General features: G+C 61.2%; 17 protein-coding genes and 1 pseudogene. 12 read left to right on the top strand and 6 right to left on the bottom strand.

The genetic code is table 11. The annotated features are described in order from the left end of the window. Positions 1-187 precede the first annotated feature (187 nt). The gene (locus C8N42_RS02630; RefSeq protein WP_146168234.1) at positions 188-790 is read left to right on the top strand and encodes a TetR/AcrR family transcriptional regulator; all 603 of its coding nucleotides are present in this window, start codon (positions 188-190) and stop codon (positions 788-790) included. A gap of 3 nt (positions 791-793) precedes the next feature. Here the strand turns inward: C8N42_RS02630 and C8N42_RS02625 are convergent, their stop codons facing one another. The 5 genes from C8N42_RS02625 to C8N42_RS02605 form a co-directional block, all read right to left on the bottom strand. Then, entirely contained in the window at positions 794-1,789 is a 996-nt protein-coding gene (locus C8N42_RS02625) for an endonuclease/exonuclease/phosphatase family protein (RefSeq protein ID WP_107814958.1), read from the bottom strand. Continuing rightward, the gene (locus C8N42_RS02620) at positions 1,786-2,886 is read right to left on the bottom strand and encodes an ABC transporter ATP-binding protein (protein ID WP_107814957.1); all 1,101 of its coding nucleotides are present in this window, start codon (positions 2,884-2,886) and stop codon (positions 1,786-1,788) included. The genes C8N42_RS02625 and C8N42_RS02620 overlap by 4 nt, the downstream gene beginning before the upstream one ends. A gap of 11 nt (positions 2,887-2,897) precedes the next feature. After that, positions 2,898-3,794 carry an ABC transporter permease subunit gene (locus C8N42_RS02615; RefSeq protein ID WP_107814956.1) on the bottom strand — a complete coding sequence of 299 codons (897 nt, stop codon included), beginning with the start codon at positions 3,792-3,794 and terminating at the stop codon, positions 2,898-2,900. A gap of 9 nt (positions 3,795-3,803) precedes the next feature. Beyond that, positions 3,804-4,685, bottom strand: coding sequence for an ABC transporter permease subunit (locus C8N42_RS02610; protein WP_107814955.1), 882 nt, complete (start codon positions 4,683-4,685; stop codon positions 3,804-3,806). An 85-nt stretch (positions 4,686-4,770) separates the two neighbouring features. Further along, the gene (locus tag C8N42_RS02605) at positions 4,771-6,078 is read right to left on the bottom strand and encodes an extracellular solute-binding protein (RefSeq protein WP_107815074.1); all 1,308 of its coding nucleotides are present in this window, start codon (positions 6,076-6,078) and stop codon (positions 4,771-4,773) included. Positions 6,079-6,551: 473 nt separating this feature from the next. Here C8N42_RS02605 and C8N42_RS02600 point away from each other — a divergent pair, with 473 nt between their 5' ends. Together C8N42_RS02600 and C8N42_RS02595 are read left to right on the top strand one after the other, a co-directional pair. Continuing rightward, on the top strand, positions 6,552-7,505 hold the full coding sequence (locus tag C8N42_RS02600; protein ID WP_107814954.1) for an isopenicillin N synthase family dioxygenase: 954 nt from the start codon (positions 6,552-6,554) through the stop codon (positions 7,503-7,505). Positions 7,506-7,553: 48 nt separating this feature from the next. Beyond that, entirely contained in the window at positions 7,554-7,799 is a 246-nt protein-coding gene (locus C8N42_RS02595) for a sulfurtransferase TusA family protein (protein WP_107814953.1), read from the top strand. A gap of 114 nt (positions 7,800-7,913) precedes the next feature. On the opposite strand, the gene mobA is transcribed toward C8N42_RS02595, so the two are convergent. Further along, complete coding sequence (mobA, locus tag C8N42_RS02590; protein WP_107814952.1) at positions 7,914-8,525, bottom strand: molybdenum cofactor guanylyltransferase MobA; 612 nt, start codon at positions 8,523-8,525, stop codon at positions 7,914-7,916. Positions 8,526-8,601: 76 nt separating this feature from the next. On the opposite strand from mobA, the gene C8N42_RS02585 reads away from it, so the two are divergent. From C8N42_RS02585 to C8N42_RS02545, 9 genes and pseudogenes are all read left to right on the top strand, one after another. Continuing rightward, positions 8,602-9,099 carry a DUF2478 domain-containing protein gene (locus C8N42_RS02585; protein WP_107814951.1) on the top strand — a complete coding sequence of 166 codons (498 nt, stop codon included), beginning with the start codon at positions 8,602-8,604 and terminating at the stop codon, positions 9,097-9,099. A gap of 124 nt (positions 9,100-9,223) precedes the next feature. Next, the gene (locus tag C8N42_RS02580; RefSeq protein WP_107814950.1) at positions 9,224-9,808 is read left to right on the top strand and encodes an ANTAR domain-containing response regulator; all 585 of its coding nucleotides are present in this window, start codon (positions 9,224-9,226) and stop codon (positions 9,806-9,808) included. Further along, positions 9,805-10,980, top strand: a complete 1,176-nt coding sequence (locus C8N42_RS02575; protein WP_107814949.1) for an ABC transporter substrate-binding protein — start codon at positions 9,805-9,807, stop codon at positions 10,978-10,980. The genes C8N42_RS02580 and C8N42_RS02575 overlap by 4 nt, the downstream gene beginning before the upstream one ends. A gap of 249 nt (positions 10,981-11,229) precedes the next feature. Continuing rightward, positions 11,230-12,597, top strand: coding sequence for a CmpA/NrtA family ABC transporter substrate-binding protein (locus C8N42_RS02570; RefSeq protein WP_107814948.1), 1,368 nt, complete (start codon positions 11,230-11,232; stop codon positions 12,595-12,597). A 147-nt stretch (positions 12,598-12,744) separates the two neighbouring features. After that, positions 12,745-13,839: an ABC transporter permease gene (locus tag C8N42_RS02565; RefSeq protein WP_107814947.1), complete on the top strand. Its 1,095-nt coding sequence runs from the start codon at positions 12,745-12,747 to the stop codon at positions 13,837-13,839. A gap of 5 nt (positions 13,840-13,844) precedes the next feature. Beyond that, positions 13,845-15,530 (top strand): ABC transporter ATP-binding protein, encoded by a 1,686-nt coding sequence (locus tag C8N42_RS02560; RefSeq protein ID WP_107815073.1) that lies wholly within the window; start codon positions 13,845-13,847, stop codon positions 15,528-15,530. 4 nt (positions 15,531-15,534) lie between these two features. Beyond that, positions 15,535-16,773: pseudogene (locus C8N42_RS02555) on the top strand (NAD(P)/FAD-dependent oxidoreductase); the annotation flags it as partial. After that, positions 16,773-19,406 (top strand): nitrate reductase, encoded by a 2,634-nt coding sequence (locus C8N42_RS02550; protein ID WP_107814945.1) that lies wholly within the window; start codon positions 16,773-16,775, stop codon positions 19,404-19,406. The pseudogene C8N42_RS02555 and the gene C8N42_RS02550, both read left to right, overlap by 1 nt. A 19-nt stretch (positions 19,407-19,425) precedes the next feature. After that, entirely contained in the window at positions 19,426-20,379 is a 954-nt protein-coding gene (locus C8N42_RS02545; protein WP_107814944.1) for a glycosyl transferase family protein, read from the top strand. Positions 20,380-20,428: the final 49 nt, after the last annotated feature.

The following is a 20,428-nucleotide window of genomic DNA, read 5'->3' as shown; positions in this document are numbered from 1 at the left end:
CGATGCATGATGTCGAATCTCCATACTTTATAGTATAGACATTCGTGTGACGGGAATTTCAGTCAATACTTTTTAGTATTGAAATTTAAAATAATAACCTTGCGATTGTCAGATACGGAAAATTGCCGTTAAAACAGGCACAAAGCGTCGCGGAATTTCTTCGCAGATCGCAACAGGGAATAGTAAAGTGGTGAAAACAGGTATGGTACGAAAGAACGGCTCCCATTCGGGACGATTGAAAGAAGATCGTCTGAGCAAAGAGGATTGGTGCGATGCCGGCCTCGTCATTCTCGGTCAGACCGGCCCCGGTGGCCTTCGGATCGACCAGGTTTGCAAGGCGATGAATGTCACCAAGGGCAGCTTCTATTGGCACTTTCAGGACCGCCAGGATTTTCTCGACAACCTCTTTGCCTATTGGCGCGGGCGGGAAACCACCGGCCTGATCCGCCATGTCGAAGAGCGCTACGCACGGCCAGAGGATCGCATCTGGCATGTGGTCGAGTTTGTTACGCTGGGCGATTACGACATCGCCTCTGAAGTCGCGATGCGGCAATGGAGCCAAAGCGAGGAGGCTGTGCGCGCCGGATTGACGGAGGTCGACGCGGAACGGTTGAATTTTTTCGCCCGACAGTTCGCCGCCATCGGGTTCACGCCGGAAGAAGCCCGGATGCGGGCGATTTCCATATATTCCGTGACACTGAGCTGCGGCTACATGTTCACGGGCGAAACCCACGAGGCGCTGGAACAACGGATTCGGGCGAGCCTCGGCCTTCTGCTTGCTCGCCCCTGAGGTTCAGAGAGCGACCCGCGCCCAGACGCAATCGTGATCGGCCAGAGGGCGACCGGAGGCGTCGAGCGAAGACAGGATGCCCTTATCCAGACAACGCATGTCACGGGCCGCAATCCAGTCGAGTTTCATCACCCGCTCGGGGTGCGGTGTGATCAGCGAGGGCCGGGTGGTCATGCCCTCGGCGGTGAAGCTCCATTCAAAACCTCGTTTTTCGCCCAGATCAAACAGGGTTTCGTCGCGGTGGTCGAAATTCGGCGGGATGTGATTGCCGGTATTCAGATCGCCGCCGATCAGCACCGGAACACCGGGTGCGAAGTCTTCGATGGCGTCGAGCAGAATCTCGAATTGAGCGTGCCGCTGTTGAGGGCCAGCATTGCTTTCAAGATGGGTGGAAACGACGCAGAACTCGCCTTCGGCAGTGGGCAGAACGGCGGCAATCGCCATACGCCCACCAAGACGCGGTTGCTCCGGGTCGGCACCGCTGGCTTCGGAAAACCAGTGTCCGTGATCGTCGAGCCGGATCAGCGTGACCTTATCGAATGGCACTTTGGAAAGCACCGCATTGCCGTGCCAGCCAAGCGCGTTGACATCGTCGGTGCAGAAGTGCCGCTCCGTCGGTCCACCCAGCCCCATTTCGAAAAACTCAACGCCGAAAGCATAGCCCATGCCCAGCTCCGTAGCTATCTCTGCCGTTGTGTGGCGTTGGCCCGTGCGAGCCATGCCGTGATCGAGTTCGGAGAGTAGCACCACGTCGGGCGCAAGCGACATGAGATGCGCGGCGGTGTCTTTGGGGAACAGGCAGCGTTCGACATTCCATGCGGCGATGGTGATGTCCCGTGGCAGAACCTTTTGTGTCGCCGTGCCGCCGATCTGCACCGCATTCATTGCCAGAACCTCCGCCATCATCGCCCGATGCGCCTCTTCGGTGCGTGGTGCATTCAGAAGAGTGGTACGCTGGTCGTCAGTGACGGGCGGCAGGGTGTCGAGCAGGGAGATCATGCCCGCGCCTCTGCGGCGTCAGGACTGTGTTCCGTCAAATTCAGGGAGAATGAGGTCTCCATGCGCTTGCCGCTCTCGGGATGGAACAGGCAGAGATTCTGCTCCCGGCAGGACAGGCGCAGGGGCCCGAGCGCAACCTGCTCTTCCTTCGCGAGATGCACGGTGAGACGCTGGCCGTCGACCTGCCCATGCAACAGACGATGCGCGCCTAACTCTTCGATCAACTCGACCTCCATGGCCAGCGGACCATGCGGGTCGATGATCAGGTCCTCCGGGCGTAGTCCCAATGTGACCGGCCCGCGCAGTGTGGAGGACACCGGCAGCTCCAGCCCGGCAAAGCTCAGAGTGCCATCCTGCATCTCGGCACCTACGAGGTTCATCGGTGGCGCGCCCATGAAGGAGGCGACAAAGGTCGAGGCCGGGTTGTGATAAATCTCCGACGGTGTGCCGATCTGTTCGATCCTGCCGCCGTTCAGCACGATGATCCGATCCGCCATGGTCATGGCCTCGACCTGATCGTGAGTGACGTAGATCGAGGTGACGCCAAGGCGACGTTGCAGCGCCTTGATCTCGATCCGCATCTGGTTGCGCAGCTTGGCGTCGAGGTTCGACAGAGGTTCATCGAACAGGAACAGCGCCGGATCGCGCACGATGGCGCGGCCCATGGCAACGCGCTGACGCTGCCCGCCAGACAATTGCGCCGGTTTGCGGTCGAGATATTCGGTGAGGTTGAGCATCTTCGCCGCCTCATCGACCTTGCGCGCGATCTCGTCCTTCGGCGTTTTGCGGTTCTTGAGACCATAGGCGATGTTTTTGCGCACGGTCATATGCGGGTAGAGTGCGTAGTTCTGAAACACCATGGCAATGTCGCGATCCGCCGGATCGAGCGTGTTGACCACGCGTTCGCCGATGGTGAGTGCGCCCTCGGTGATGTCCTCCAGCCCCGCGATCATGCGCAGGAGCGTAGACTTGCCACAGCCCGAGGGGCCCACGAGGACGACGAACTCACCGTCCTTGATCGCGAAGCTGGCGGGGGTGACGGCCTCGACGCCGTTGGGGTAGATTTTGCGGACGGAGTCCAAAGTGACCTGAGCCATTGCGAGTGTCCTTATTTGTCGGATTCCGTGAGGCCCTTGACGAACCAGCTCTGGAAGAAAATGACGATGGCGACGGGCGGCAGGACGGCGATGATCGCCAGCACGTTCGCACGTCCGTATTCGGGGATTTCATTGCCGCCTTGCAGCACCTGAACGATGCGTTTGATCCCGCGCACGAGGGTATACATGCCCTCCTCGGTCGTGATCATCGTGGGCCAGAGGTATTGGTTCCAGCCGTAGACGAACATGATGATGAACATTGCCGCGATCATCGTCTGCGAGAGCGGCACGAGGATGTCGATGAAGAACTTGACCGGCCCGGCCCCGTCGATCCGCGCAGCTTCGACCAGTTCCTCGGGAACGGAGCGGAAGAATTGCCGGAAAAAGAACGTCGCCGTGGCGGAGGCGATCAATGGCACGATGAGGCCGGTATAGGTGTTCAGAAGCCCAAGCTTTTGCGTGATCTCGTAGGAGGGCAGGATGCGCACTTCGAGCGGCAAGAGAAGCGTGGTGAAGATCAGCCAGAAGGCCAGAGTGGCAAACCGCAGGCGGAAATAGACGATGGCATAGGCGGCCATCATGCCGATGACGATCTTGCCAATCGCGAACCCGAGACCGAGGATCAGCGAGTTCTTGAACATCGCGAAGCCAGTGTTTTCGCCGGAAAAGCCTGAGGCTTCGAACATTGCCTTGCGGAAATTGTCGTCGAGCTGATCGCCGAAATAGAGGCCTGGGCCGTATTTCATGGTTTCGACATCGGGGGTCGAAGCGGTTTGCAGCATGACCAGCAAAGGCAGGATCATGACCAACGAGCCCGCGATGAGCACGGCATGATCCACAAGCGTGGACCAGCGAAAGCGACGGCGGGGGACGACCGGTGTGGCCGTGGAAAGGGAGATATCAGCCATTGTCCTGCCTCAGGTATAGTGAATGCGACGCTCGACCATGCGGAACTGGAACACGGTCAATGCGAGGACGAGGATCATCAGGACCACGGATTGCGCCGAAGAGCCGCCAAGATCGTTGCCCCGGAACCCGTCGACATAGACCTTGTAGACCAGCGTCATCGGGTTGTTGCCCGGCTCGCCCTGTACCAGCGTGTCGATGATGCCGAAGGTGTCGAAGAGCGCGTAGGTGATGTTGATGATGAGCAAAAAGAACCCGGTCGGTGCAAGCAGAGGGAATGTCACGTCCCAGAATCGCCCGGAGTCCGAGCGGTTGTCGATCAGGGCCGCCTCGCGCACGGATTTCGGAATGCTTTGCAGCCCGGAGAGGAAGAAGATGAAATTCACCGGCACCTGTTTCCAGACGGAGACAACGACCATGGCAAAGGCCGTGTCGACATAATCCGCCCGCAGGTTGAAGTCCCAGCCCAGCGCGCCGAAAAACTCCGTCAGCGGTCCCCAGCGCTGGTTGAACAGGATCAGCCCCATGAACCCCGCCACAGGCGGTGCGACCGCATAGACCCACATCAGAAGCGTGCGATAGGTCTTTGCGCCGCGGATCACCTTATCCGCCTTGACCGCCAGCAAAAGCGCCAGCGCCAGCGAGAAGAACGTCACCAGAACGGTGAAGATCATGGTGAAATTGGCCACCTTGAGATATTCGGCGGAGCCGGCCAGCGCGCTGTAATTCTCCAGCCCCACAAAGGTTTGCCCGAACCCGAACGGGTCTTGCAGATAAAACGAGGATTTCACCGCATAGGCGGCGGGCCAGTAGAAGAAGACGAGAATGATCGAGAGCTGAGGCACCAGAAGGAGGATCGGCAGCCAGCGGGAGGCAAAGCCTGCGCGTTTCATGTGAGACCTTTCACGGGGGAGGACCTTTCGCAAAAGCCTGACGGCCGCAAAGGCGCGGCCGTCAGAGATGTCGGTCTGACCGGGGTTACCCTTGGGTCTTGGCGAAACGGGCGAGAAGCTCGTTGCCCTCTTTCTCGATGGTGGCCAGAGCGTCCTCGACGGTGGTCTCACCGGAAAGCACACGGGACAGCTCGCGGTTTTCCACGTCGCGGATCTGGACGTAGAAGCCCATGCGGTAGCCGCGGGTGTTTTCACCGGATTGCAGCATCAGTTGTTTCGGGCCGGTTTCAGCAGCCGGGAAACGGTCGTAGTGACCATCGGCTTTCGCCAGTTCGTAAGCGGCGGTGGTGACCGGAACATAACCGGTTTCACGGTGCCACATGTATTGCACTTCCGGGGAGGTCAGGTAGCGGAAGAACTCGGCGGTCGCCTTGTTTTCCTCGGCGGATTTGCCAGCCATGGCGAAGAGAGACGCGCCGCCGATGAAGGTCTGGTAACCTTCTTCGGTGATCGAGGCCCAGTAGGGCAGATAGGCGGAACCCCACTCGAACGGCATGCCTTTCGTGGTCAGGCCGCCGAAGTCGCCCGAGGAGCCGATATACATGGCGGCTTTGCCCGCTTCGAACTGCGACTGGTTGTCGTCCCAGCCGGTGCCGAAGAAACCGAAGTAACCTTCGGCGAGCCATTCCTTCACCTTGGTGAAGTGCATTTTCATCTCGTCGGAATTGATCAGGATCTGGGTGCCTTCGGCGCCTTCATAACCGTTCGCGTTGGTCGCAAACGGCAGGTTGTGACGCGAATGGAAATTTTCGACGAATTCCCACGGCAGGTGCGTCTGCACCAGCGGGATGTACCCGGCTTCCTTGAGCTTCGGCGCGATCTCTTCGAATTCCTCGTAGGTCGCCGGAACTTCGACACCAGCGGCGGCCAGCGCATCGGCGTTGTAATACATCACCGGCGAAGAGGAGTTGAACGGCATGCCGATCATCTTGCCGTCACTGTCGGCATAGAAATAGCGCACACCCGGGATGTAGTCGTTGATGTCGAAATCGACACCGTTCTCGGCCAGCAAGTCCTGCACCGGCACGGTCGCGCCCTTGGCGCCGATCACGGTGGCGGAACCGGCATCGAACACCTGCATGATGTTCGGCTGCTCGCCCGCACGGAAGGCGGCGATGCCGGAGGTCAGGGTCTCTTCGTAGGAGCCCTTGAACACCGGGGTGATCTTGTACTCGTCCTGCGAGGCGTTGAAGCCCTCGGCGATCTTGTTGACGGTCTCGCCGAGGTTGCCACCCATGGCGTGCCACCAGGTGATCTCGGTTTGAGCAAAAGCGGCGGTGCCCGCGAGGGCGAAAGCGGCAGCGGCTGCCGTGAATTTCGCCGTGTTTTTCATCGTGTTCATCACACTGTCTCCGGTTTGGACCCACTCTTGGGGGCCTGTCATGTCGGTGAGGCGCCCCCTGTCGGTTTGCGGCGCTCGGTGCTTCCTCTTCTGAGGAGGCGCAAAACGTCAGGTGCCGGAAGTGACCTCCGGGTTCGGTCTTGCACAGGCGTCCACATGCCGGGGGAATGTGATGGTTCTGTGAAGGATTTTTTACCGTTCTGACAAATCTTGTCTGGCAGAGGCCAATGCATCTGCCCGAAAGAGGGCATTTCGTGCGAAGACATTGCACGGGAATTGCACCGGATTTGATCTTATGGACGAAAAAAAGCCCGTCCTTTGACCATTTTTGCGATTTTCCGGCGTTCGCCCTTGGGTTGTGCTCTCGGTGCAGGCCTCCCTCCTGTAACCTGCCTGTACCCGATGATCAGTCTGCGGATCATTTGGGAGGAGGAGACGCAGGCGACCATTCGAAAGATTTTCAAATGATACCTTTACTGGATTTTCGACTTCAGGCCTCGGGCAAGGACCCACAGGGTTTTGCGCAACAGATGGGACAAGCCTGTCGTGACGAGGGCGTGTTTCTTTTGTCCGAACATGGCATCCCGCGCGGCCTTCTGCGTGATGTCCTGAGTGCTGCGGAGGCGTTCTTTGCTCTGTCTGAGGCGGAGAAAGCGCCGCTCGACATCCGTCATTCGCCGATCAATCGGGGCTGGGCACCCTCCGGTGTCGAACTGCTCGGCGGGGTGTCGGGCACGCCTCTGATCAAGGAGAGTTTCAGCCTGGGCCTCGACCTGTCCGAGAGCGATCCGCGTGTGCAGGCGGGCGAGCCGTTTCGGGGGCCGAACCTCTGGCCCGAGGATGATATGTTCCGTGATGTCATGCGCGACTATTACAAGGAGATGCTCGGCCTCGGCCGTGCCCTGATGCGCGGGGTCGAGCGCGATCTTGAGTTGCCACAGGGGTTCTTTCAGCCGCATTTCACCGATCCGATGGCGACGCTGCGCCTGTCGTATTACCCGGTCGGGTCGCGGATCATGGCGCCGCCCAGCGATCAGCCGCAATTCGATTACGGCGGGCTGACACTCGTGCTTACCGATGGCAGTGGCGGGGTGCAAATTCGCTCCCGTACCGGCCAATGGCGCGATGTGCCTGAAATTCCCGGTGCTCTGCTGGTGTTGGTGGGTGACGGCCTGATGCGGTGGACCAATGACCAGTACCGTTCCGTTCCGCATCGCTTGTTGCCGCCGACACGTCCCCGGACGCTCGCTGCCTTCTATCTCGATCCGAACCCCGACAGCATCATTGCTCCCTTGCCGGGGACGGGCGTTGCGCATTACCCGCCGGTTCAGGCGGCTGAGTATCTCAAAGCGCGACTTGATGAGACCTATCTTCCACCCGATCTGCCGTTTCGACAGACGCGGGGCCTGCGAGGATGAGGTAACGGGAGACTGGACAGAATGGCCGGGGCATCTTAAGCCTCGGCCATGATTTCCTATGACACGCCAGACTGGGACGAAGAGCTTGACGCGATCGGGCTGATTTGCCCTTTGCCGGTGCTGAAAGCCCGCAAGCGGCTCTTGACCATGGCGCCGGGACAGGTGCTCCGGCTTCTCGCTTCCGATCCGGCGGCGGTGATCGACGTACCGCATTACTGCAACGAGGCCGGGCACAGCTATCTCGGTATGAAAGACCTTGGTGCGCACCAGACCTACCTGATCCGCAGAGGCTAAAGCGTTTCGCATTAAATCTGAATCACAAATTTAGCGTGAAACGCTTACAACGCTTATATATTGCTCAGCGTTTTGCTTTTTCCCTGTCTCAGATAAAAAGCAAAACGCTTTAGATTACACCCGCGCCAGCATTTCCTCTGCCTGTGCCAGATCCTCGGCGGTGTTGATGTTGAAGAACAGCGCGTCCGGCACCGGCCCCTCGAACACCACGGGCACCGCGCCCTTGCTTTCGGTGAATTGCACCATGCGTCGTTGATGCCGAGCCAGAGCGACGCGCAGATCGTCGCGCAGGCTCACGGGCCAAAGTCCGAAGGTCGGATGCCAGCGCGTTTCGCCTTTCTCCTCTGTGACCGCAATACCGAACTCTTCGGGCCGGGCCACCTGCGACAGGCGCTCTACCAGATTTGTCGGAAAGAATGGCGTATCAGTAGCAACGGTCACAATTGCCTTGAAGCCCTTCGTTGCGGCCCAGTCGAGCCCGGCGAGCACACCGGCCAAAGGCCCCTGCATCTCTGCCGCGCCGTCGGGAATGATCGGATAGCCGAATTCGGCATAACGTTTCGGATCGCCATTGGCGCTGATCGCCAATGTGGCGCATTGCGGGGCAAGTCGGTCGATCACCCGTGCGATCAGCCGCTTCCCGCCAAGTTCCACGAGGGCCTTGTCGACCGTGCCCAGGCGGGTGCCTTCGCCGCCTGCAAGGATAACGCCGGGATAGCTGCGCATGGGGTCCGCTCCATAGGGCTTTTGCTCTTGGGATCCATTCTGTATGTCCGGGGCAGGGCAAATCAAGAGGCAGGCCATGCTCGGCTATGTGATGACGGAAGACCGAGGTGCCACGGATCGCCTGCTGGCGCAGCTCGCGGACGGCTTCGAAGCGGAAGGGCGGCGGCTTGCGGGGGCGGTGCAGATCAACACCGAACTCCCCGATCAGATCAAATGCCGGATGGAACTGCGCCTGCTGCCGTCCGGTGAGAAGATCACGATTTCCCAGAGCCTCGGCGCACTGGCACAAGGCTGTCGTCTCGATCCGGACGGGTTGGAACGCGCCGTGCATCATGCGGAGAAGGCGCTTGAAGCCGGGGCGGAGCTTGTGCTGATCAACAAGTTCGGCAAGCAGGAGATCGAGGGCCGGGGATTTCGCGATCTCATCGCCGCGGCGCTCTCCGAGGGCATTCCCGTTCTGCTCGGCATCAACACCAAGAATTTCGAAGCGTTTGAGGTCTATGCCGGAGACTTTGCCGAACCCGTGGAGCCGAACCTGACGGCGATGCGGGACTGGTGTCTTGGCAAAATGTGAACTGCCCACGAATGCAGCGTCATGCCTTAAAAAATAGGCAGATAATGATCTGTCTCTGAGGCATGTAGCACCTTCTTGTGCAGGAATCGTTTACTTTGCTCCGCGCTTCACGCGATCTGACCCCATGAGTGCACCCCTTTCCGTCATCGTTGTCGAAACCGACCGCACCCGCGCGCAGCTGATCGTGGACAGCCTGCGTGCCGCTGGGGAATTCGACATTTCCGTCATCAACGATCCGAACGGGCTCGCGCGTCAGATTCAGGCGCGCAACCCGGACGTGGTGCTGATCGACATCGAAAACCCGTCGCGCGACACGATGGAGGAACTGGCCTTGGCTTCAGGTCCGCTCGACCGTCCCGTTGCCATGTTCGTCGACAGCACCGATGAGGCGCTTTCGACGGCGGCGATCGAGGCGGGGGTGTCGGCCTATGTCGTGGACGGGTTGCAGTCGCAACGCGTCAAACCGATCATGGACGCCGCCATCGTGCGGTTTCGCATGTTCCAGCGTATGCGCACGGAACTTGCCGAGACCAAGAAGGCGCTGGAAGAGCGCAAGGTGATCGACCGGGCCAAGGGCATGCTGATGCGCGCCAAGGGGATCGGCGAGGATGAGGCCTATGCCATGCTGCGCAAGGCGGCGATGGATCAGGGCAAGCGTGTCGCCGATGTGGCACAGGCGCTGGTCACGGCAGCGGGGCTTCTGGCATGAGGGGCACGCTGCTCTCGGTCGGGTTTATCCCGCTGGTCGATGCCGCGCCGCTGATCGTGGCGCAGGAGATGGGTTTTGCCGCAGAAGAGGGGATTGCGCTCGATCTCAGACGCGCGCCGTCCTGGTCCTCGGTACGTGATATGCTGAGTTTCGGCCAGGTGGAGGCGGCGCATATGCTCTCCCCGGTGCCGGTGGCAACCGCTCTGGGGCTTGGCGGAGCCGGCGCGAAACTGTCGGCTGTCTCCGTCCTGTCGATGAACGGCAATGTCATCGGCGTGTCGAACGATCTCGCCGCGCGGCTGCGCGAGGAGGGGCATGACTTCGCCTTCAATGACGCGCAGGCGGCGGGCAAGGCGCTGATCGCGGCGGTGAAGGGACGGCTCCGGATCGGTGTGCCCTTCCCCTTCTCGATGCATGCCGAACTTCTGTATTACTGGCTCTCCGCGCTGGGTCTTCCGGCGCCGCAATCGGTGGACATCCGCACCGTGCCCCCGCCGCTGATGGCCGATGCCTTGGCGACCGGCGAGATCGACGCCTTTTGTGTCGGCGAGCCTTGGGGCTCGAAAGCGGTGGACAATGGGGTGGGAGAGTTGTTGCTGCCGACCTCCGCGATCTGGTCTGCCGCGCCGGAAAAGGTTTTGGCGGTGCGCACCGACTGGGCCGAACAAGAAAGCGCGCTGATGGGGCGGCTTATCCGGGCGGTCTGGCGTGCGGGCCGCTGGCTCGGTTCGCCCGACAGCCGCACGTTGGCCTCCGAGCTTCTGAGCCGACCGGAGTATCTCGATCTGCCTTCCGAAATGCTCGAACGCGCGCTTTCTGGCCAGATCGTCATTGCGCCGACCGGTGAAACCCGGTCGGTCGATGGATTTCTTGAGTTCTTCAACGGTGCCGCGACATTTCCCTGGCGCTCGCAGGCGGAATGGATCGGCACCCAGCTTGCCGCGCGCACTGGCCTCGACCGGGCGCAGGCGCGGACCGTAGCGCATAATGTATTCCGCTCCGACCTCCACCGGCAGGCGCTGGCGCAGACTTCCGCCGATTTGCCGGGGGCTTCCTCGAAACTTGAGGGCGCTTTGAATACGCCTACTCCGGTCGCCTCCGAGGCGGGACATCTGATTCTGGAACGAAATCGGTTTTTCGACGGGCGTGTTTTTGACCCTTCTGCGGATTGATGCACAAAATTTCCGCATTCTGGTGCATATGCAGCATTTTTGCCCTGTGCCATCGCAAGTCTCTTTGCATGCGCAGCGCGATTCCCGGCATATGAAAATTATCGCAAGGCAACGATGCCGCGATACGGAACAAGTCCCGGTGATCGGGACACAGAGCAAAGCCGCTCGATAGATCGCCCCTTCTCCTCCCAGGCGGTCCATCGGCGGCTTTTTTTGTATTTTCATCTTCGAAAGAACAGGGACGAACGGATGAAAAAGCTTCTTCTCGGCCTCGCGGCCACCACGGCACTCGCTGCCCCGGGTTGGGCCGAGATGCTCGATCTGGAAAAGGACGAACTGACCTTCGGTTTCATCAAGCTGACCGACATGGCGCCGCTCGCGGTCGCCTATGAGCAGGGTTTCTTTGACGATGAAGGTCTCTTCGTGACGCTCGAAGCACAGGCCAACTGGAAGGTTCTTCTGGACGGTGTGATCGACGGCACTCTGGACGGCGCGCATATGCTGGCGGGTCAACCGCTGGCTGCGACCATCGGTTTCGGTACCGAGGCGCATATCATCACACCCTTCTCCATGGACCTGAACGGCAACGGCATCACCGTGTCGAACGAGGTCTGGGAAGAGATGAAACCGAACATCCCGACAGGGGACGATGGCAAGCCGGTTCACCCGATTTCCGCCGAGGCGCTCGCCCCGGTCGTCGAGAAATACAAAGCCGAGGGCAAGCCTTTCAACATGGGTATGGTCTTCCCGGTCTCGACCCACAACTACGAATTGCGCTACTGGCTGGCGGCCGGTGGTCTGCATCCGGGCTACTATTCGCCGGAGAACATCACCGGCCAGATCGGGGCCGATGTGTTCCTCTCCGTGACGCCCCCTCCGCAAATGCCCGCCACTCTGGAAGCCGGCACGATCTATGGCTATTGCGTGGGTGAACCGTGGAACCAGCAGGCCGTGTTCAAGGGGATCGGCGTGCCGGTGATCACCGATTACGAGCTCTGGAAGAACAACCCGGAGAAGGTGTTCGGGATCACTGCCGAGTTTGCCGAACAGTATCCGAACACGACGCTTGCTGTCGTCAAAGCGCTGATCCGTGCCGCCATGTGGCTTGATGAGAACGACAACGCCAACCGCGAAGAAGCCGTCGAAATCCTCTCCCGCCCGGATTATGTGGGCGCCGATCAGGAGGTGATCGCGGCCTCCATGACCGGCACGTTCGAGTATGAAAAAGGCGACAAGCGCGAGGTTCCCGACTTCAACGTGTTCTTCCGCTATAACGCGACCTATCCCTTCTATTCCGACGCCGTGTGGTACCTGACCCAGATGCGTCGCTGGGGTCAGATCGCGGAGGCCAAGCCCGACAACTGGTACGATGAGGTCGCGAAATCGGTCTACAAGCCGGAGATCTACCTCGAAGCCGCGCGTCTTCTCGTGGATGAAGGGCTGGCCAATGAGACCGACTTCCCGTGGGACAGCGACGGTTACAAGGACCCGACGCCCGCCGCCGACATTATTGACGGTATTCCCTATGACGGCAAAGCGCCGAACGCCTATCTCGACAGCCTGCCGATCGGCCTGAAAGGCGAGCAGGTCGTCGTGGGAACCGAAGTCAAAGGGTGAGGCGCGCCCGGAAATCACTCCACCGGAGCGATTTCAGCGCCGAACGGGCGGAGCCCATCGCGCCCACCCTCATACCCAAGACGCCGGGGCGCTCCCCTTCCTGCGCCCCGGCCCCTGCAAACAGATTTCTCACGCGAGGATTCCGCAATGACCGCCATCGACCCCCAAGCGCTCGACGCCGAGGCCACCCGTAAGGCCCGCGAGGATCGTCGCGCAAAGCTCTTCACCCGGATCAACAAGGCCGATGCCTGGTTTCAGGTTCTGGGCCTCTCCTGGATGACGCCGATCCTGAAGGCGCTCGCCGGAGATAATCCGAAAGCTCAGGCCAGAGAGATTTGGAAACTCCTTGGTGTGCCGGTTCTGGCCATCGTCGGGTTCCTGATGCTCTGGGGCACACTGGCTCCGAAGGTTCAAACCTCTTTGGGCGCGATCCCAGGGCCCTCGGCCGTGTGGCAGGAAGCCGTGAACCTGCATCATGACGCCATCGCCAAGGGTGAGAAAAAGGCCGCCTTCCTTGAGCGCGTCGAGGCGCGAAACGAGCGTTATATCGCGGCGGGCGAGTTGGATAAGGTCAAGGACATCCCCTACACCGGCTCTCCTTCCTATTACGAACAAATCTGGACCTCGATCAAAACCGTATTCTTTGGCTTCCTGATCGGCTCCGCGATTGCCATTCCTTTGGGCATCCTTGCCGGTCTGTCGCCCTATGCGAATGCCGCGATCAACCCGCTGGTGCAAATCTTCAAACCGGTCTCGCCGCTGGCGTGGCTGCCGATTGTGACCATGGTCGTCTCGGCGCTTTACACGACGAATGACGGGCTGTTCGCCAAGTCCTTCCTCGTCTCCGCCATCACCGTGACGCTCTGTTCGCTTTGGCCGACGCTGATCAACACCTCGCTGGGGGTGGCCTCCATCGACAAGGACCTCGTTTCCGTGTCCAAAGTTCTGAAAATGGGCACCTGGCAGAAGATCACCAAGCTGGTGCTGCCCTCCGCCCTGCCACTGATTTTCACCGGTCTGCGTCTGTCGCTCGGTGTGGGTTGGATGGTGCTGATCGCCGCTGAAATGCTGGCACAGAACCCCGGTCTCGGTAAATTCGTCTGGGACGAATTCCAGAACGGGTCCTCGCAATCGCTCGCCAAGATCATCGTCGCCGTGCTCACCATCGGCATCATCGGTTTCCTGCTGGATCGTGTGATGTATGCGCTGCAATCCCTCTTCACCTTCACGAACAATCGGTGATCGCCATGGGTTTCCTGACATTCGACAACGTGTCCAAGGGCTATGGTGAGGGTCTGCACCGCACGGAAGTCCTCAAGAACATCAACCTGTCGGTCGAGGAGGGTGAATTCCTTGTGCTCCTCGGGTTCTCCGGCTCCGGCAAGACGACGCTGATCAACCTGATGGCCGGGCTCGATACGCCCTCGACCGGGTCCGTGAGCTTCAAAGGCCAGCCGGTGACCGGCCCCGGCCCCGAGCGCGGCGTGATCTTTCAGAACTATTCGCTGATGCCCTGGCTCACGGTCGATCAGAACGTGTCTCTGGCGGTGGAGGCGATTTTCCCGAGCCTCTCGAAGGCGGAGCAACAACAAAAGGTCGATCACTACGTCAAGATGGTGGGTCTCAGCCACGCCAAGACACGCCGTCCGGCGGAGCTTTCGGGCGGGATGCGGCAACGGGTGAACGTGGCGCGCGCTCTGGCGATGAACCCGGAGGTTTTGCTGCTGGACGAGCCGCTTTCAGCGCTCGATGCGCTGACGCGTGCGAACCTTGCCGATGAGATCGAACACATCTGGGAAGCCGACAAGAAAACCTGCGTGCTGATCACCAACGATGTGGACGAGGCGATTCTTCTGGCCGACCGGATCATCGCGCTCAATCCCGACGGCACGCTTGGCGAAGAGTTCAAGGTCACCATCCCGCGTCCGCGCGACCGGGGCGAGATGAACCACGACGAAACCTTCCATCATCTGCGCGCGCAGGTCACCAATTACCTGATGGATGTGGGCATCGAGGCCAAGGCCGAAGGCAGCAAGCAATTGCCCAACGTCACCGCGATCCACAATCAGCCGGTGCCCGCCGCCGTCGCCAAGGCGCAGGAAGGTCTGATCGACCAGCGGTTCCTGACGTTCGAAGGGCTGCACAAGGTCTATCCGACGCCCAAGGGGCCGCTCACGGTCGTGGAAGACTTCAATCTGAAATTGAACCGCGGTGAGTTCATTTCGCTGATCGGGCACTCGGGTTGTGGCAAATCCACGGTTCTGACCATGGCCGCCGGTCTCAATGACATCTCGAAAGGCGCGATCAAGCTCGACGGCTTCGAGGTGCGTGGTGCCGATCCCGAGCGGGCCGTGGTGTTTCAGTCGCCGAACCTGTTTCCCTGGCTCACCGCGAAGGAGAATGTCGCCATTGGTGTCGACAAGGTCTATCCCGGCGCGTCGCAGCCCGAGCGGCAGGACGTCATTGAGTATTACCTTGAGAGGGTCGGTCTCGCTGATGCTATGGACAAGCCCGCCTCGGAAATGTCGAACGGCATGAGGCAACGGGTGGGCATCGCCCGCGCCTTTGCCCTCTCGCCGAAACTTCTCCTCCTCGATGAACCCTTCGGCATGCTCGACAGCCTGACGCGCTGGGAGTTGCAGGAGGTGCTCATGGAGGTCTGGGAGCGCACGAAAGTCACCGCGATCTGTGTGACCCACGACGTGGACGAAGCGATCCTTCTTGCCGACCGCGTGGTGATGATGACCAACGGGCCGCAGGCCACCATCGGCAAGATCACCGAGGTCAAACTACCGCGTCCGCGCACGCGCAAGGCGCTTCTGGAGCACCCGGATTACTATGCCTATCGGCAGGAAGTGCTCGATTTCCTCGAAGAATACGAACACGGCGCAAAACCAAAAAAGTCTGAACCGAAGGCCATCGCGGCGGAGTGAAGATATGGCGGAACGGCTTGTCATCATCGGTGCGGGAATGGCGACGGGGCGGTTGCTTGACCATCTGGTCGCGGAATGCCCCGGCGCGTTCGACATCACGCTCTTCAACGCGGAGCCGCGGGGCACATATAATCGCCTCATGTTGTCGCCCGTGCTGGCGGGGGAGTTGAGTTATGATGAGATCATCACCCACGATGCCGGCTGGTACACCCGCCATGGAGTGATCTGTCGGTTCGGCGAACGCGTGGCCCGGATCGACCCCGCGCGCCGGGTGGTGTTCGGGGAGCAGGGCGAGGTGCCCTATGACAAGCTGGTCATCGCCACCGGATCGAGCCCGTTCATCCTGCCGTTGCCGGGCCATGACTTGCCCGGCGTCATCGCCTATCGCGATCTGGAAGACACCGAGGAGATGATCCGCCTCGCGGCAAAGCCGCAGGGCCGGGCCGTCATCATTGGTGGCGGGCTTTTGGGGCTTGAGGCGGCGGCAGGCATGGCGGCGCGTGGCACCCATGTCACCGTTGTCCATCTCAACGATCATCTGATGGACCGGCAACTCGACGGCCCCGCTGCGGCCCTCCTGCAAGAGGCGCTTGAGGCGCGGGGGATCGAGGTAATCTGTGGGGCCAATTCGAAAGAAATTATCGCCGGAGACGATGGACGTGTGCGGGCTCTTCTGCTCGAAGACGGGCGTATGCTTTACTGTGACCTTCTGGTGATGGCCGTAGGTATACGCCCCTCCATCGCGCTGGCCCGGGAGTGCGGGATCGAGACCGGGCGGGGCATTCTTGTGGATGATCGGATGCGGACCACCGCACCGGGGGTTTTCGCGCTTGGCGAATGTGTCGAGCATGACGGGGCGGTTTTCGGCCTCGTCGCACCGCTTTTCGATCAGGCCAGGGTGCTGGCACAGACCCTGCGCGATCTGCCCGCCACCTTCGTCAACAAGGATGTCTCCACAAAGCTCAAGGTCACCGGTTGCGATCTGTTTTCTGCCGGTGATTTCCGCGAGGCCGAAGGACGCGAGTGCATCACCTATTCCGACCCGCAGGCTGCGATCTACAAACGCCTCGTGATCGAGGGGGGGCGACTGGTTGGTGCGGTGATGTATGGCGACACGGATGACGGCGGCTGGTTCTTCAACCTGATCCGGGACGGTGCCGATATTTCCGCCATGCGCGACACATTGATTTTCGGCCCGGCCTATCAGGACGCGCCGGAGGCCCCGGCTCTGGAGGTGATGGCATGAAAGCACCGCAATCCTGTGCGATCCGCTCGACCTGCCCCTATTGCGGCGTCGGTTGCGGTGTTCTCCTGAGCCCTGACAGGGAGGGTGGCCTTGATGTGCGTGGCGACAAAAGCCACCCGGCGAACTTCGGGCGACTTTGTTCCAAGGGCACCGCTCTGGGCGAGACTGTTTCTCTCGACGGGCGGCTTCTGGCACCGCGCGTGCATGGCGAGGAGACCGATTGGGACAGTGCGCTCGATCTCGTCGCACGCAGGTTTTCGGAGACCATCGCCGCACACGGTCCCGACAGCGTGGCCTTCTACGTTTCCGGTCAGCTCCTGACCGAGGATTACTATGTCGCCAACAAGCTGATGAAGGGTTTCATCGGATCGGCCAATATCGACACCAACTCACGGCTCTGCATGGCCTCCACCGTCGCGGGGCACAAACGCGCTTTCGGCACCGACACCGTGCCCGGCACCTATGAGGATCTCGACGAAGCCGATCTCATCGTGCTCACCGGCTCGAACCTCGCTTGGTGTCACCCGGTGCTCTATCAGCGCATTCTTGCGACCCGCAAGAAACGCCCGGAACAGAAGCTCGTCGTCATCGACCCGCGCCGCACCGCATCCTGCGATCTGGCGGACCTGCACCTGCCGGTGAAACCCGGCTCCGACGTGGCGCTGTTCAACGGGCTTCTGGCGGAGATCGCCAGACGCGGGTTGATCGACGCCACGTTTGCCACGAATGTTTCCGGTCTTGAGGAGGCGATTGCCTCAGCCAGAGCTGACGATCTTTCCGTCACCGGCCTGTCGGATGACACGCTGTCCGAATTCTACGACCTCTGGTGTACCACCGAGAAGGTCGTGACGATCTTCTCTCAAGGCGTGAATCAGTCCTCATCGGGCACGGACAAGGTCAATGCCATCACCAATTGCCACCTCGCTACGGGTCGCATCGGGCGTCCGGGTCTCGGGCCGTTTTCCGTTACCGGCCAGCCCAACGCCATGGGCGGGCGCGAGGTCGGCGGTCTGGCCAATATGCTGGCCTGCCACCTCGACATTGAGAACGTGGATCACCGCAAAGCGGTGGGCGATTTCTGGTCCGCCCCCGTGATGCCGGAGCAAGCGGGGCTCAAGGCCGTCGACATGTTTCGCGCCGTGGGCGAGGGACGGATCAAGGCGCTCTGGGTGCTCCACACCAACCCCGCCGTCTCCATGCCGGACGCCGACAAGGTGCGCGAGGCCATTGCGGGCTGCGAGTTCGTCGTGGTCTCCGACATCACCGGGGCGACCGATACGGCGCGCCTTGCCCATGTGCTTTTGCCCGCCACCGGCTGGGGCGAGAAAAGCGGTACGGTGACCAATTCCGACCGGATCATTTCGCGGCAACGCATCGTCCTGCCCGCGCCGGGCGAGGCGCGCCCCGACTGGTGGCAATTGGCCGAGGTCGGGCGTCTGATGGGCTATGGCGCGGCTTTCGATTATGAGAGCCCCGCCGAGATTTTCCGCGAATATGCGGCCCTTTCCGGAATTGCCGGCGGCTTTGGCAAGGATTTCGACATCTCCGGTCTCAAGGACCTGACGGATGCCGAATATGACGCGCTGGAGCCGACCCGCTGGCCGGTCTCCGATGGCAAACAGGGCGGGCGTTTCTTTGCCGACGGGCGGTTCTTTACCCCCGATGGCAAGGGCCGGATGCTGCCCGTGTCGTGGAAGCCGCCGGTGGCTAAACTTGAGCCGCGTTATCCCTTCCGCCTCAACACCGGTCGCGTGCGCGATCAGTGGCACACCATGACCCGCACCGCCCGTGCGCCGCGTCTCAATGCGCATCTGGGCGAGCCTTTCATTGAAATTCACCCGGACGATGCCGCCGCCAAGGGGATCGGCCCGACCGCGCTTGTCGAGATCACGTCGCCGCATGGCAAAGCGATCCTGCGCGCCATGATCACGGATCGGATCGCACCGGGAGAGATTTTCGCACCGATGCACTGGACCGGGGAAAACGCCCCCGCCGCCCGCATCGACGCGCTGGTTGCACCGGTCATTGATCCGGTCTCCGGCCAACCTGAGAGCAAGGCTTCCGTCGCCGGGATCGCACCTTTCGCGGCGGCCTGGTACGGCTTCGCGATCTCGCAGACCCCGGTGAAAGCCAACACGGAGTATTGGGCCTTGGCGAAGACCCATGCGGGCTACCGGATGGAGCTGGCTGGACGCGAGGCGCCCGAGGATTGGGTTGCCGAGGCGCGCGGCCTCTTCGATCTGCCCGCCGCCGATGTCCAGACCATGCTCGACCCGGCCAAGGGCACGGCCCGCATCGCCTTTCACAAGGACGGTGCGCTGCAAGCGGCGCTTTTCGTCTCGCGTCAACCCGTCGCCGTGATGCGCGATTATCTCACGCACCTGCCGGGGCAGGAGGCACCGATGGTGCTTTCCGGCAAATCCCCCGCCGATCAACCCGATCCGGGGCCGGTGCTCTGCTCTTGCTTCAATGTCGGTGTGAACACTATTCTGTCCGCGATTGAGACGCGTGGGTTGATGACGGTCGAGGCGATTGGCGAAGCGTTGCAGGCGGGTACGAATTGTGGTTCCTGCCGTCCGGAAATCGCCGCTCTGATCGAACGTGTGCAGGCCCAGGAAGCCGCAGAGTAAGTAGCTGAGTGAGCACCTGATGAGCATTGCCGAATTTGTCCGGATTCTGGGCCGTGGCCCGGGCCGGTCGCGATCCCTGACATATGACGAGGCGCATGAGGCCATGGCCCGTGTGCTGCGCGGTGAGGCCGCGCCCGAAAGCACCGGTGCCATGCTGATGCTGATGCGGATGAAGGGCGAAGTGCCCGAGGAGATCGCGGGCTTCACCCGTGCCCTGCGCGATACGCTGGTAACCGTGCCGACGCCCGATCTCGACTGGCCGTCCTATGCCGCCGGGCGCACGCGTGGGCTACCGTGGTTTCTCCTGTCCGCGCGTCTTGTGGCGCAGGGTGGATATAAGGTCCTGATGCATGGCTGGAACGGGTTGGGCGAAAGCGGCCATCTGGTGCGTGAGGGGCTGTCCTATGCCGGGATCATGTCTTGTGACGGGCCGGATCATGCCCGCGAGGTGATGGCGACAGAGGGCATCGCCTATCTGCCGCTTGAAAATGTCTCGCCGGAGCTTCTGCACCTCTTGCAACTGCGCGCGGTTTTCGGGCTGCGCTCCTGTCTCAACACGGTCGCGCGGATGCTCAATCCGGGTGGGGCGGAGGCTTCCGTGCAGGGGGTGTTTCATCCGCCCTACCGCGAGTTGCAGGCCGATGCCTCCGCGCTTCTCGGGCTGAAATCCCTTTCGGTGATCAAGGGGGGCGGCGGCGAGTTCGAGCGTAATCCGTCGAAAGACATTCAGGTCTTTGGCCTGCGTGCGGGCGCGCGCTGGGACGGGTTTGTGCCCCCGGCTCATGAGGATACGCGCAGGCTCAACGATGGCGAAACCGATCTGTCGCGCCTGAGCGCACTTTGGGACGGAACGCTCGACGATCCGTTTGCGGAGGCTATCGTGTTAGCCACAGCCGCTCTGGCGCTCGACACTCTGGGTGAGCCGGCGGCGGAGGAGCGGGCTGCGACGCTTTGGCGGGAGCGGGCGCGATGAGCCCTCTCCAGATGAACTCCCCGACAAATACGATCTGCGGCAGCTCTGA

Origin of the sequence: Celeribacter persicus, from assembly GCF_003050785.1 — a bacterium.
Lineage (GTDB): Bacteria > Pseudomonadota > Alphaproteobacteria > Rhodobacterales > Rhodobacteraceae > Celeribacter > Celeribacter persicus.
Note: the sequence above shows the minus strand (reverse complement) of the source record. Positions and strands in the feature narration are given on the sequence as shown.